The sequence below is a fragment of the Citricoccus parietis genome (assembly GCF_042433045.1).
Lineage (GTDB): Bacteria > Actinomycetota > Actinomycetes > Actinomycetales > Micrococcaceae > Citricoccus > Citricoccus parietis.
This window is the reverse complement of sequence record NZ_JBHLWH010000039.1, coordinates 53,890-67,384: the sequence shown is the minus strand read 5'-3', so window position 1 is coordinate 67,384 and position 13,495 is coordinate 53,890. Positions and strand designations below refer to the sequence as shown.

Sequence of the window (13,495 nt, the reverse complement as noted above, 5' to 3'; positions counted from 1 at the left end):
CATGATCATCACGACCGTCCTGTTCAACCTCGCCGACGCCGACCCTGCGCAACAGGCCCGGCTCGAGACGGCACACCGCGAGACGGTGTCCCTCCCCGGCGCGGCCCTGACCCAGCGGATCCAGCGGCTGACCACGGACCACGGCCGTGAGCTCGGCCTGCGGCTGCCGTCCTGCAGTCCCGACCTGCGGGACGGGGACGTGCTGGTGCTGGACGGGGACGGCGCCGTGGTGGTCTCGGTGCTGCCGACGGACGTGCTCGTGATCGCCCCGTCCACCCTGCGTCAGGGGCTGTTCACAGCACATTCCCTGGGCAACCGGCACCTCCAGGCCCAGTTCTTCGAGGACGACGAGGAGTGGGGTCACGCCGTCATGGTGGTCCAGTACGACCACACCGTTCAGGCCTTCCTGGACTCCCATGTCGTGCCCTACAGCCGGCATGAGCGCGTCATATCCGAACCCTTCCGCCATGCCGAGCACACCCACTGACCCCGGCCACCTGGCCATCCTGCTGCGGCTGGGGGACAGCGCCCTGCCGACCGGGGCCTTCAGCCACTCCTTCGGGCTCGAGTCCTACCTGGCCGCAGGCACGGTGACGAACGAGGCCGGCGTGGAATCCTGGCTGCTGGGGTATCTCCAGACCCAGTTGTGCACCACTGATGCCCTGGCCATGCGGGTGGCAGCCACCGGCGAGCTTCCGGTCGGTGAGGTGGACGCGATGCTGGATGCCGCCGTCGTGCCCGCCCAGATCCATCGGGCCAGCGTGACCATGGGCACCCAACTGGCCAAACTGGTGCCGGCGGCACTGCCCGAGGCCGGCCCCGGCCCCTGGCCGCGGCACTACTGTCTCGTCTTCGCCCTCGCCGCCACCCGGTGCGGGATCCCGCTCAGTATGGTCCTCCACGCCTATCTGGCCGGGACCGTCTCCTCACTGGTGCAGAACGCCGTCCGTGCCGTCCCACTCGGACAGATGGCGGGGCAGCGGATCCTCGGCCGTCTCCGTCCCATCATGACCGTCTCGGCCGAACGGGTCCTGCGGCTGCCGCTGGAGGATTTCGGCACCACGGCGCCTGGACTGGAGGTGGCCCAGATGCGGCACGAACACCTGCGGGCACGAATGTTCATGAGTTGACCCTGCACCCCAGCTCACCACCACCCAGCAGACGAACCGACCGAGGAAAGTTGAGCACCACATCATGAGCGAACCGATCATCATCGGCGTCGGCGGCCCCGTGGGCGCTGGCAAGACCCAGCTCGTGGAGCGGATCACCCGCGCCATGAGCGCCGAGATCTCCATGGCCGCCATCACGAACGATATCTACACCATCGAGGATGCCCGCATCCTTGCGGCGAACTCGGTTCTGCCGGAATCCCGGATCATCGGGGTGGAAACCGGCGGCTGCCCGCACACGGCCATCCGTGAGGACACGTCCATGAACGAGGCGGCCATCGACGAACTGAAGCAGCGGTTCCCCGACCTCGAGGTGATCTTCGTCGAGTCCGGCGGGGACAACCTCTCCGCCACCTTCAGCCCGGAGCTGGCCGACTTCTCGATCTACATCATCGACGTGGCTCAGGGGGAGAAGATCCCCCGCAAGGCTGGACAGGGCATGATCAAGTCGGACCTGTTCATCATCAACAAGACGGATCTGGCACCCTATGTGGGCGCCGATCTGCAGGTGATGGTGTCCGATTCCGCCTCGTTCCGCGGCGACCGGCCGTTCTGCCTCACGAACCTCAGGACCGACGAGGGGCTGGCCGCCGTCCTGGAGTGGATCCGGCACGATGTCCTGATGTCCGACCTGGCCGGCTGAGGATCCGGAGGCATGGCACAGGCCACGGGTGCCCTCCGGCTGCAGGTCGAGCGGTCCGGTTCCGGACGGAGCGTGGCCACGGGGCAATTCCACTCCGGCGCCCTGCGCGTGCTGCGACCGCACCATCCGGACGGCAGCGGCCAGGCCGTTTTCACCATCATCAATCCCGGCGGTGGCTACCTCGGGGATGACCTCTACGAGGTGGGATACGACGGCGGCCCGGACTCGAGCGCGCTCCTCACCACTCAGTCGGCCACCAAGGTCTACCGGACCCCGCAGGGCCCGGCACACCAGCATCAACGCTTCGTGCTCGCCCCCGGGGCCCGGCTGGAGTACGTCCCGGACCAGCTGATCGCCTATGAGAACGCGCACTACCGGCAGATCACGGACGTCGAGCTGGCCGCAGGGTCGTCCTTCTTCACCGCGGAGATCGTCACTCCCGGTTGGTCGGAGACCGGGGAGCCGTTCCGCTATCAGGAGGTACGGTTGTTCACCCGACTGTGGCTGGAGTCCCGGCTGCTGCTGTGGGACAACCTCGTCCTGCGACCGGGGACCGCCGACCCCACTGGGATGGGGTGGTTCGACGGCCGTACGCACCTGCTCTCCCTCGCCGCCGTTGGCCCCGGCATCGGCGGCGAGACCCTCGCTAACATCCGGGACACCATCAGCGGCTTCCCTGATCTGCACGCCGGGTGCACCCTGCTCCGGGGGCCGGGGCTGGTCGTCCGGGCTCTCGGGGACTCCAGCGGCGGGTTGGCCGACCTGGCGGCCGCCATCGGCGCACGGCTCCGGGCCGAACAGACCGGCCAGGGTCCGTGGGACCTGCGCAAGTACTGACCGCACCGGCCCGGAGACGCCGGTCCTGCCCTACCCTGTCCCTGGTCCGGCAGGTGGAGGGCCCGCGCCCAAGACGGGACCGCGGGATGACGTCCGTGAGCCGCTGTTCGGCCTAGGGTGTCCACCGTGAACCCTCTGCGCCGGATCGACACCTTCTTCCGCCACCACCCCGTCATCACGGATGTGCTGGTGGCGTGCGTGTTGGTGCTCCTCTTCTCCACGCTGTCGATCGGGGCTGCGGCCCCCATGCCGGGTTCGGGCGCGTCGTCCATGGGCTGGGAGATACTGGCGTTCATCATCTCGGTCGGCCAGCTCGTCCCGTGGGCCATCCGCCGGTGGCGGCCCGTGCTGGCGGCCGGCACCACGGTGTTCTTCTGCCTACTGCAGCTGCTGATCGGCCCCGACCTGCTGCCCTCGATCGTGATCGTCCCGATGATGGTGCACAACCTCGCCGCGAACGGGCCCCGATGGGCCTCGTTCGCCGGGCTCGGCACGGCGCTGGCCGGCGCCGTGCTCAACGGGCTCAAGATCGCCTACGCCCCGCCGTCCTTCCTGGATCCGGGCGCCGACCTGATCTCCGCCAACGCGTCGATGTACTCCGATTCAGTCCAGCAGGCCGTGATCGCCGCGTCCTTCGCCGTGGGGGCCGCAGCGATCGTGCTGGCGGCATGGGCCTTCGGTGACCTCGCCCGCACCCGCCGCCTGGCCATGGAGCAACTGCGGGACCGGGCCCGGCAGCTCGAGGTGGAGGCGGCCCAGGAACGCGAGCTGGCGGCCGCGGACGAGCGGAACCACATCGCGCGGGAGATGCATGACATCGTCGCCCACTCGCTGCAGGTGATCATCACCCAGGCCGACGGCGGCCGGTACGCCGGCGCACACGACCCGCAGGTGGCCGTGACCACCCTGGGTACCATCTCCGAGACCGGGCGCAAGGCCCTGGGGGAGATGCGCCGGCTGCTGGGCGTGCTGCGCGGACCGGAGGCCACCGAGTTCCACCCGCAGCCTGGGCTGGTGGACCTCGAGGATCTGATCAGCACCATCCGCCTGACCGGCCTGGACGTGGACTACACGGTGGAGGGCAACGCCCGCCGGGCCCTGCCGACGGGCGGCGAGCTGGCGGCCTACCGCGCCGTGCAGGAGTCCCTGACCAACACGGTCCGCCACGGTGGCCCGAACGCCCGGGCCACGGTACTGCTGAGCTGGACCAGCACCGGCCTCGAGATCGAGGTCACGGACAACGGCCGCGGAGCCGCCGCCTCGGAGTCCACCAAGGGCTCCCAGCAGGGCCTCCTCGGCCTGCGAGAACGCATCGCCCTGTTCGGCGGCACCGTCCAGGCCGGTCCCCGGCAGGGCGGTGGATTCTCCGTCCGCGCCGCCGTGCCGTACCAGGAGATCTGAGATGCCGCCCGTGCACATCCGCACGGCGGGAAGCACCGGACAGGAGATGATGGACACGTGACCGAGACCCAGCAACCCGCAGCCATTCGCGTGGCCCTGGTGGACGACCAGCAGCTCGTCCGCTCCGGCCTGGCCATGCTCATCAACTCCCAGCCTGACCTCGAGGTCGTGGCCGAGGCCTCCAACGGCCGGGACGCCGTGGCCTCCCCCGCCGTCCGCAGTGCCGACGTGGTGCTGATGGACATCCGCATGCCGCAGATGGACGGCATCTCCGCCACGCGTGCACTGCTGCCCCCATCGCCCGACGCCGGCCCCGCGCCGACCGCTGCCGGTCGCGCCGCCTCGGGCGGTCGCGCCACCTCGGACGGACCCGGGAGCGGCCGCGCCGCCCACCCGAGTTCGCTGGGTGGTGCCGCCGCCGGGGAACCGGCGGGACCGCGCGTCGTGGTGCTGACCACGTTTGACCTGGACGAATACGCGTTGGAGGCGATCGAGGCGGGGGCGTCCGGGTTCCTGCTGAAGGATGCGCCGCCGGAAGAGCTGCTCGCGGCGATCCGCACGGTGCACCGCGGGGACGCCGTGATCGCCCCCTCCACCACGCGCCGCCTCCTGGACCACATGGCCCCGACCCTGCGCCGCGATCAGGCCGCCGACGACCGGCGCCAACGGGAGACGGCCTCCGTGGATTCGCTGACGCCGCGGGAGCGCGAGGTGCTCATGCTGATGGCGCGCGGTGACTCCAACCAGGAGATCGCCGCAGGGCTGTTCCTGTCCGAGGCCACTGTGAAGACCCACGTGGGCCGGGTGCTCGCCAAGCTCGGGGCCCGGGACCGCGTCCAGGCCGTGGTGACGGCTTACCGGGCGGGCCTGGTCACGCCGTAACCGGGATCACCCAGCGGCGGGCAGGAACAGCAGGCAGGCGAAGCCCCAGATCACCAGGCAGGCCAGGAAGAAGGGCATGGTGACCCGCAGCAGGGCGCCCCGGCTGAGCATCCGCCCGGGGGTGTCCTCGCGCACGTGGGGTTGAGCCAGCCGGTAGGCCAGCTCGATCCGGGCGGGGCTCGTCAGGCAGCCGAGGCCGGCGGCGGCGTTCTGCCCGCCCATGACCCAGAGCGGCTCCACCCCGAGGGCGTGGGCGGCGGCAGTCTGGGTGCCACCGAACATCGAGTTCGCCCCCGTGTTGGAGGCGGTGATGTAGCCGCCGAGTCCACCGATGAACGGCACCAGGAACAGGAATCCACCCCCGAGGGAGGTGAGGGCGGCGGCCAGGCTGTCCGCCAGCCCGCCACCGGAGATGGCGTAGCCCAGCAGCAGGTAGAGACCGGTCGGGATGGCCGTGCCCAGCCACATCCGCCCGGTCTCACGCGGCAGCAGCCAGCGGTGGTGCCGTTCCATGGCCAGGATCCACACACCCGCGAGGGCACCGCTGATGGACCACAGGGCCGGGGAGCCCAGCACGGCCCCCACGCCGTTGGGCAGCAGGGTCCGCTCGATGACCTGACCGGTGATGGTCCCGAGGAGCAGGATCAGGTACGGGGACAGATAGCGCCAGGGGGTGGGCTGGAGTTTGCCCCGGCTGATGACCACGGCCCACAGCGCGGCCATGACCAGGGAACCGACGGCGCCGGCCACGGCCGTGCCGAGCAGCAGGTTGGCCAGCACGATCACCGCGCCCTGGACGAGTCCGGCGGTGAACCCGGTGGCTGCCCACACGGCGTAGGTCTTCCACGTCAGCTCGCCCCGGTGGGCTCCCACCTCGTGGGAGCCGCGTCCCGCCACGATGGCGGCCAGGGCCCCGCCGCCCACGAAGGCCACGATGTTGAAGGCTCCGGAGGCCAGGCCCATGTCCAGCAGCGGGACACCGGCGATCTCGGCGCCGAGCAGGGTGCCGGGGGCCATGGATCCCCACGGGGCCACCGTCAGGCCGAGCAGGGAGAGCAGCGCCGCCCGCAGGGGCGTGAATCCCAGGGCCAGCAGCAGCGGCAGCCCGATGATCACGGACACCCCGAAGCCCGTCACGGATTCCAGGAACGGCACCACGCCCGTCACCATCAGCAGCGCCGTGGAGACGGTGGGCCCGCCGCCGGCAGAGAGCCAGATCGCGATCCGCTGCTGGCCGCCGGTGCGGTCCATGACCCGGGACAGCAGGATGCCGCCTCCGATGATGGCCAGCACCTCCACGACCGTCCCGGCGCCGCCGCCGAAGGCCGCCCCCACGTCGGACCACGGGGTGGCGAACCAGGCCACGGCGACCACCAGCGCGGCCGCCAGGCCCACACCGGGCGCCACCCAGGAGGGGAGTTTCGTCGGGAGTAGTCCTAAGGTCAGCACGATCGGCAGAGCCGCCATGACCACATCCACTGACGGCCTCCACCTTCTGCTGGACATCCCTGTTCTCGGGCTCCGGACTCGGCCCCCGCACCGTCGAATGCTACCCCCGAGTCCGGGAGGACCCCGAGTCATCCCTGAGGATGACCCTGATTGGCCACGGAACGGGCCCGTCGGTGGATTCATTGCGGCGGTGAAACCGGTTGAGTGGGTGGCATGGATACCAGTACGGACGTCATCGCCTCCACCACCTCCTCTTCCCCCGGCACGCCCTCCACCGCCATCTCGGCCCGCGGCCTCGTCAAGACCTACGGCAAGGGCGAGGCTGTGGTCCACGCCCTCGCCGGCGTGGACGTGGACTTCGCCGAGGGCCGCTTCACCGCCATCATGGGCCCCTCCGGTTCCGGCAAGTCCACCCTCATGCACTGCCTCGCCGGCCTCGACACCGCGGACTCCGGCTCCATCGTGCTCGGAGGCCAGGAGATCACCGGCCTGAACGACACCGAGCTGACCCGGCTGCGCCGCGACCGGATCGGCTTCGTCTTCCAAGCCTTCAACCTCGTCCCCACCCTGACAGCCGAGCAGAACATCGTGCTGCCCCTGGACCTGGCCGGCAAGCCGGTGGACCAGGCCTGGATGGCCGACGTCGTGGGGATCCTCGGCCTGACGGACCGCCTCAAGCACAAGCCCCACCAGCTCTCCGGCGGCCAACAGCAGCGCGTGGCCGTGGCCCGGGCCCTGCTGACCCGCCCGGACGTGGTGTTCGGGGACGAGCCGACCGGCAACCTTGACTCCGCCACCGGTGCCGAGGTGCTCTCCCTGCTGCGCCGCTCCTCCCGGGAGATGGGCCAGACCATCATCATGGTCACCCACGATCCGGCCGCTGCCGCCTACGCCGACCGCGTGGTCCTGCTGGCGGACGGCCAGCTCGCCGGCGAGATCACGGACCCCACCCCGGACAACGTGCTGGCCTCCTTGGCGAAGCTGAACATGGTCGGAGGCGCCTGAGCCATGCTGAAGCTCGCCCTGTCCCAACTGAGGGACCAGCCGCGCCGCTACATCTCGGTGCTGCTGGCCATCACCATCGGCGTGACGTTCCTGGCCTCCGCGCTGCTCGTGGGTTCCTCCTCCCCGGCCAGCCTGCGCAACTCCATCGGCGCCACCTATTCCAAGGCCGACTTGGTGGTCGGCCCGTCCTCCGGGTCCGGCGACACGTTCGATGCCATGACCTCCATGGCCGAGGTGGCGGGGACCTCCTCCGAGCCCGGCCCCCTGCAGGACGTGGACGGCGTGAAGGACGCGTACGCCCACGTGGTCAGCTCGGTCGGCGTCCAGCGTCCCTCCGACGCGGAGGGCGAGGGCACCTGGAGCCCCGACTCCGACTTCGCCATGGCCTCCACCGTCCCCGAGGACACCTCCCTGGTGGCCGAACCACTCACGGCCGGCGAGTATCCCGCCGCCGGCTCCACCACGGAGATCACCGTGGATGAGCGCACCGCCGAGAACTTCGGGCTCGACGTCGGCTCCTCCACCTTCCTGATGTCCGGCATGTCCGCTGACTCGGCCGGCCGCAAGGTCACCGTGTCCGGGCTGACTGAGGTCTCCCAGGATCCCGCTGCGATCGGCGCGATCCAGCTGAAGATGGACGGCGCCCTCGCCGAGGCCCTGAAGCTCGACGCCGTCCAGGCGATGGCTCCCGATGCCGGTGCCGCCGGCGAGGGGGCGGTCGACCCGGAGGAGGTCCTCGGCCAGGACTACGCCGAGTACGTCCTGATCAGCCTCGAGGGCGGGGCCGACCAGGCCGCCGTCCAGGCCGCCCTGCAGGAGTTCGCCGAGACCGAGGGGATGGCCGTCACCGTGGCCACCCCGGACGTGCAGGCCCAGGAGCAGGTCGCCCAGATGGCCGGCTCCAATGTCTTCGTGTGGGTGCTCGGTGCCTTCGCCGTGATCGCCCTGCTCGTCACCGCGATGGTCATCTCCAACACCTTCTCCGTGCTCGTGGCCCAGCGGTCCCGCGACTTGGCCCTGCAACGGGCCCTGGGTGCCTCCCGCCGGCAGGTGCGCGGATCCGTGCTGGTCGAGGCCGGCGTCATCGGCATCCTCGGCGCGATCATCGGTTCCGCCCTGGCCAGCGGGATCGTGGCGGCCCTCGTCCTCTGGGGCTCCACCAACGAGGGCTTCGGGTTCCTGACCTTCGAGGTCAACCCCCGCGATCTTCTCGCCTGCGTGGCCGTGGGCATGGTCATGACGATCCTCGCGTCGATGTCCGCCGCCCTGGCGGCCACGCGCGTCTCCCCGCTGGAGGCCATGCGCCCCCGCGAGGACGCCGCCGTCGGCAACCGGGCCGGTGCGTTGCGCCTGGTCTTCGGCACCCTGTTCCTGGCGGCCGGCGTGGCCGGTCTGGTCTGGGGCGCAGCCGAGGCCAATCTCGCGATCGCCGTGGCCGGCGGCGCACTGTCCTTCGTGGGTGTGCTCATGCTCGCCGTGCTGTTCGTGCCCGCGGTCGTCTCCGTGGCCGGGCTGATGGCCCGCCCGGCCGGAGTGCCCGGCCGGATGGCCCGCCTCAACGCCACCCGCAATCCGGGCCGGACCGCCTCCACGGCCGCGGCCCTGCTGATCGGCACCACCCTGGTGGCCATGATGCTCACGGGCGGGCGCACCGCCCAGCAGCAGATGGACACCATCTTCGCCACGGAATTCCCCGTGGACCTGCAGGTGGAGCTCGTACCCGGCAACGGCAACGAGTCCGCCGTGGACGCCGCCCCGCAGTCCGGTGACGGTTCCGCTGCCCCCGGATCCTCCGCCGCCGGCGGCGCAGGCCTGGATTCCACCGAGGCCCAGACGGCCCGGGACAACGTGGCGCAGGTGGAGGGGATCGACGCCGCAGCCCTGCTGCTGCCGGCCGGTGTGACCGAGCCTGCAGCAGGCGACGGTTCGGCCTCGCGCGAGGGTTCCGACGCCGGCACGCCCGTCTATGCCGCCGACCCTGCGGACCTGCGGTCCGTCGTCTCCGGCATGCCGGAGGGCGAGGGCGCCGACCGGCTCGGCGAACCCGGGACCATCCTGATGCCCAACACCGTCGAGACGGACACCGTGACCGTCACCGGCGCCAGCGGTTCCCTCGAGCTCGAGGTCATCCAGAGCGCCTCCTCCGCCGTGCGGCCCGTGATCACCCTTGAGGATGCTCAGTCGATCGGTCTGGCGGAGAATGCCGGCGCGGCACCGCAACTCTGGCTCAACGCCTCGGACACGGTCACCATGGACGGCCTGCAAGAGCTGAACACCGGCATCGCGCAGGCTGCCGGGGTCTCCCAGGACAAGATCTCCGGGGATCTCAGCATCCGGCTGATGTTCTCCGTGGTGATCGACGGCATGCTCATGGTGGTCACGGCCCTGCTCGCCGTCTCGGTGCTGATCGCCCTGATCGGCGTGGCCAACACCCTGTCCCTGTCCGCCATCGAGCGCTCACGGGAGAACTCGCTGATGCGGGCCCTCGGCCTGACCCGGCGCGGGCTCCGCGGCATGCTGGCCCTGGAGGCCGTGTTGATCTCGGGGGTGGCGGCACTGATCGGCTGCGCCCTGGGCACCGTCTACGGCGGCCTGGGTGCCCACACGGTCTTCGGGCCGATGGCGGCCGGGATCGGTCAGTCGATCGTCTGGCCGGTCGTCCCCTGGTGGGAGTTGGCCGTGATCGTGGGGGTGTCCGTGCTGGCCGGGCTGCTCGCCTCGGTGGCCCCCTCGCAGCGGGCAGCCAAGCTGGCCCCGGTGCAGGGACTCGCCCTGGCCTGATCCGCCCCGCCTTGGCGCCCAACACCAGCCTGTTGAGTGGGCAGGACACGCCGATAACGTCCCCGCGTTATCGGCGTGTCCTGCCCACTCAGTGTGCCTCCTCAGGCGGTTCCCCAGTTGAAGGGTCGGGCTGCGCAGGATTGGAGTCGGCCCGGGGACCACGCAGTCCTAGGGTCGTTTCCATGAACCAGACCAGCACGGGCATCGGCTCGAACATCTACGTCAACCTGCCCATCCAGGACGTGGCTGCGGCGAGGACATTCTGGACCGCAGTGGGGGTGCGCATCTCGGAGGACTACTCCGATGAGAACGCGCTCTCGCTCTCCTTCAGCCCCCATGTCACCGTGATGCTGCTGACCCGGGACTTCTACGCCAGCTTCCTCAACGGCAAGCCGGTGGCCGACACGCAGGCCGCCAACGGCGCGATCATCGCCTTGGACGCAGCGGCCCAGGAGAACGTGGACCCCTTCGTGGACGCCGCCCTGGCCGCCGGAGCCACCGAGGTTCCGCCCAGTGACCCGAACCCCGCGCAGGAGATGGTGGATGCCGGCCTGATGTACGGGCGCACCTTCACGGACCCGGACGGTCACCAGTGGGAGATCCTCTGGATGTCCTCGGAGATGCCCGCCGGCTGAACCGCCACCCGGGCCAGGCCGGATTCGGAGCACATGACATGCTGACAACAACCGCGGCCCGCCACCACACTAGGTCCGTGAAAGACCAGCGCGGAGAGCACGAGGCCGCGGCGCAGCGGGCCGCCCGGTTCATTGCCACCCATGCCACCGAGCCCATCACGGTCGCGGACATGGCCGATGCCGCCGGCTACAGCCAGTTCCACTTCACCCGGATGTTCGCCCAGCAGCTGCGTGTCACCCCCAACCGCTTCCTCGCCGGAGTCCGGTTCCACCGGGCCAAGGAACTGCTCCTGACGGAGGACCACTCCGTGGTGGACATCTGCCATGAGGTGGGGTTCTCCTCCCCCGGTACGTTCACCCGCCGTTTCCGTGACGCGGTGGGCGTGGCCCCCTCGGAGCTGCGCCGCCTCGCGGACACCCTCACCACCACCACGTTGGCCCCGTTCGCCGTGCTCCCGCCCGGCATCTCGGAGGCCGACCTGACCGAGGGGGTCCCGAATCCCGCTACCGGACAGCTCGGGACCGTCCACGGCACCATCCGCCTGCCGCCGCACCTGCGCGGCGGCCCTGGCCTGGAATCGCTGGTCTGGATCGGCTTCTACCCGGCCCCGTCGCCTGCCGGCCTGCCGGTGACGGGCGTCCTCCGCCTCGGCGAGGGCTCGTTCCGGTTGCCCCTCGTCGCCTCCGCACCGTGGCTGCTGGCCACGGCCGTGCCGGCCACTGCGGAACCGGTGGAGCACCTGGCCAACCCGCGCCCCGCCGTCGGCGTCCATCCCCAACCACTCACGGCCTCGGCCACCGTGGCGCTGAGCCTGGACTTCGCGGCCCCGTGGCAGTTCCCGATGCTCAGCGCGCTGCCGTCGATGATGCCCCGGTACCGCCCACCGGCCTGATCCCTCCGAGCCCGGCGAGACCAACCGGCCCCGCCATCCTCCGCCGTCACCAGGAGACCACCATGACCGCGAACACCAGCCCCGCCGCCAGTACCGCTCAAACCGGCATCACCGCCGGGTCACCCGTCTGGGTGGACCTCGGTGTCCCGGACCTCGATGCCGTCCAGGGCTTCTATCAGTCCCTGTTCGGCTGGGAGTTCGAGGACATGGGACCGGACTTCGCCAACTATCACATGATCACCCGCCACGGTGCGTCCGTGGGCGGTGCCATGTCCCAGATGGAGTCCGACGCCGATCAGCCTGCCGCGTGGACCGTCTACCTCAAGAGCGATGACATCGAGAAGTCCCTGACGGACACCGCCGCGGCGGGCGGCAGCGTGATCGTCCCTGCCATGCCGATGCCCGGCCTCGGCTCGATGGGTGTGGTGATCACCCCCGGTGGGGAAGGCATGGGCATCTGGCAGGCGGACGGTTTCGAGGGCTTCGTCCTGGACGGCACCGTCGGTGCCCCGGTCTGGTTCGAGGTCATGAGCTTCGACTACGACGCCGATGCCGAGTACTACCGGACGGTCTGGGGATGGGAGCCGACGCTGCTGGGGGACGACGGCCAGGAGGCCGGCGCGGACACAGGTGCCGGTGCGAGCGAGCAGTCAGACGAGGCCGGCGAGACCGTCGCGACCGACGACGCCGGCGACGGTACTGAAGGCGGGTGCTACGCCAACAACCACCCGGGTGAGGCCGCGACCGCCGGACTGTGCGATGCCCCGCGCGACTGGTTCCCCGAGGGCACCGACTCCTTCTGGCGCCCGTACTTCATCGTGGAGAACGCCGATGCCGCCGTGGACCTCGTCCGGGCGCAGGGCGGGGCCGTGCTGGACGGCCCGATGGACACGCCCTTCGGCCGCCTGGCCACCGTGGCCGATCCGGCCTGGGCCACGTTCCAGATCTCGGAGCTGCCGGCCGGATAGCGGACTCACGTGTTGGGGGTGTTCGGCAACGTGTCCGGCGCGTCCACCGCAATCTGCCGCAGCCGCTCGGTGTACCCGGCCCACCAGTCTGCCGAAACACCGTCCCCCTCGCCGGGGAGGTTGGAATTGCCGGGGGCCAGGCCGGCGGCACCGTCGAGCAGTTCCCGCACGATGTCCACGTGCCCCAGGTGCCGCTGGTACTCGGCCACCATGTGCACCAGCAGCCGGCCGAGCGTCACCGTCCCGTTCGTCCACCACGGCACGTGCCCGACGGCGGCCAGGTCCAGCCCTTTGATCGCCGCATCAGTTGCTGTGGCGCAGCGGTCCGCGAGCGCGAAAACCCACTCCACCGATTCCTCGGCCGTGGCATACATGTCCGCGTTGGGCTCGGCGCTGTCCTCGAACCACGGCATCTCGATCCCGGAGGGCCGGCCGAAGCAGTCGGTGAAGTACTCGACCTCCACCGAGGAGACGTGCTTGAGGACCCCCAGCAGGTTGGTGCCGGTGGGCGTCATCGGCGTGCGGAGCTGCCGCTCCGTGAGACCCTCAAGCTTCCAGCGCAGGTCCCTGCGTGCGTTCCTCAGGTACCAGTGCAGGACGGCCTTCACGCCGCCGTCCTCCGCGGACCCGCTCGGCGGGCGGGCGGGAGCTGGGCGGGCGCCGGTCGGAGTGGCGGGAGGCTCGCTGGGCATGCCGGCCATGGTGGCATCCCCACCGGGCTGGCCGCCATCCCCGGTGGGCGGTGCGTGAGGTATGCGCCAGGACGGCATGACGCCGGATGAATCCACCCGGGGCGGCTCGCCTACGATTGACGTGTCAATCTCGAATGAAG

The 13,495-nt window shown here is 70.6% G+C and carries 13 protein-coding genes; 11 read left to right on the top strand and 2 right to left on the bottom strand.

Annotated features, from left to right (window positions below):
• Position 1: 1 nt before the first annotated feature.
• The 6 genes from ureE (at position 2) to ACFFIO_RS13375 (ending at position 4,932) form a co-directional block, all read left to right on the top strand.
• On the top strand, positions 2-487 hold the full coding sequence (gene ureE, locus ACFFIO_RS13400) for an urease accessory protein UreE (RefSeq protein ID WP_378042526.1): 486 nt from the start codon (positions 2-4) through the stop codon (positions 485-487).
• On the top strand, positions 468-1,130 hold the full coding sequence (locus tag ACFFIO_RS13395; RefSeq protein WP_378042524.1) for an urease accessory protein UreF: 663 nt from the start codon (positions 468-470) through the stop codon (positions 1,128-1,130). The genes ureE and ACFFIO_RS13395 overlap by 20 nt, the downstream gene beginning before the upstream one ends.
• A gap of 64 nt (positions 1,131-1,194) precedes the next feature.
• The gene (ureG, locus tag ACFFIO_RS13390) at positions 1,195-1,812 is read left to right on the top strand and encodes an urease accessory protein UreG (RefSeq protein WP_378042523.1); all 618 of its coding nucleotides are present in this window, start codon (positions 1,195-1,197) and stop codon (positions 1,810-1,812) included.
• A gap of 12 nt (positions 1,813-1,824) precedes the next feature.
• On the top strand, positions 1,825-2,649 hold the full coding sequence (locus tag ACFFIO_RS13385; RefSeq protein ID WP_378042521.1) for an urease accessory protein UreD: 825 nt from the start codon (positions 1,825-1,827) through the stop codon (positions 2,647-2,649).
• Between the two features lie 126 nt (positions 2,650-2,775).
• Positions 2,776-4,050 carry a sensor histidine kinase gene (locus ACFFIO_RS13380; protein WP_378042520.1) on the top strand — a complete coding sequence of 425 codons (1,275 nt, stop codon included), beginning with the start codon at positions 2,776-2,778 and terminating at the stop codon, positions 4,048-4,050.
• Positions 4,051-4,185: 135 nt separating this feature from the next.
• A complete protein-coding gene (locus ACFFIO_RS13375; protein WP_378042734.1) occupies positions 4,186-4,932 on the top strand; it encodes a LuxR C-terminal-related transcriptional regulator in 747 nt (248 codons plus the stop codon).
• Between the two features lie 6 nt (positions 4,933-4,938).
• Here ACFFIO_RS13375 and ACFFIO_RS13370 read toward each other — a convergent pair whose 3' ends face one another.
• Positions 4,939-6,399 (bottom strand): L-lactate permease, encoded by a 1,461-nt coding sequence (locus ACFFIO_RS13370; protein ID WP_378042519.1) that lies wholly within the window; start codon positions 6,397-6,399, stop codon positions 4,939-4,941.
• 195 nt (positions 6,400-6,594) lie between these two features.
• Between ACFFIO_RS13370 and ACFFIO_RS13365 the strand changes: the two genes are divergently transcribed.
• The 5 genes from ACFFIO_RS13365 to ACFFIO_RS13345 all read left to right on the top strand — a co-directional run bounded on the left by ACFFIO_RS13365 (position 6,595) and on the right by ACFFIO_RS13345 (position 12,663).
• A complete protein-coding gene (locus ACFFIO_RS13365; protein ID WP_378042517.1) occupies positions 6,595-7,386 on the top strand; it encodes an ABC transporter ATP-binding protein in 792 nt (263 codons plus the stop codon).
• A 3-nt stretch (positions 7,387-7,389) separates the two neighbouring features.
• Positions 7,390-10,167, top strand: coding sequence for an ABC transporter permease (locus ACFFIO_RS13360; protein ID WP_378042516.1), 2,778 nt, complete (start codon positions 7,390-7,392; stop codon positions 10,165-10,167).
• 182 nt (positions 10,168-10,349) lie between these two features.
• Entirely contained in the window at positions 10,350-10,802 is a 453-nt protein-coding gene (locus ACFFIO_RS13355) for a VOC family protein (protein WP_378042514.1), read from the top strand.
• Between the two features lie 77 nt (positions 10,803-10,879).
• Positions 10,880-11,695 carry a helix-turn-helix transcriptional regulator gene (locus tag ACFFIO_RS13350; RefSeq protein WP_378042512.1) on the top strand — a complete coding sequence of 272 codons (816 nt, stop codon included), beginning with the start codon at positions 10,880-10,882 and terminating at the stop codon, positions 11,693-11,695.
• 62 nt (positions 11,696-11,757) lie between these two features.
• Positions 11,758-12,663 carry a VOC family protein gene (locus tag ACFFIO_RS13345; protein ID WP_378042510.1) on the top strand — a complete coding sequence of 302 codons (906 nt, stop codon included), beginning with the start codon at positions 11,758-11,760 and terminating at the stop codon, positions 12,661-12,663.
• 5 nt (positions 12,664-12,668) lie between these two features.
• Here the strand turns inward: ACFFIO_RS13345 and ACFFIO_RS13340 are convergent, their stop codons facing one another.
• Positions 12,669-13,355, bottom strand: a complete 687-nt coding sequence (locus ACFFIO_RS13340; RefSeq protein ID WP_378042509.1) for a DinB family protein — start codon at positions 13,353-13,355, stop codon at positions 12,669-12,671.
• Between the last annotated feature and the right edge of the window lie 140 nt (positions 13,356-13,495).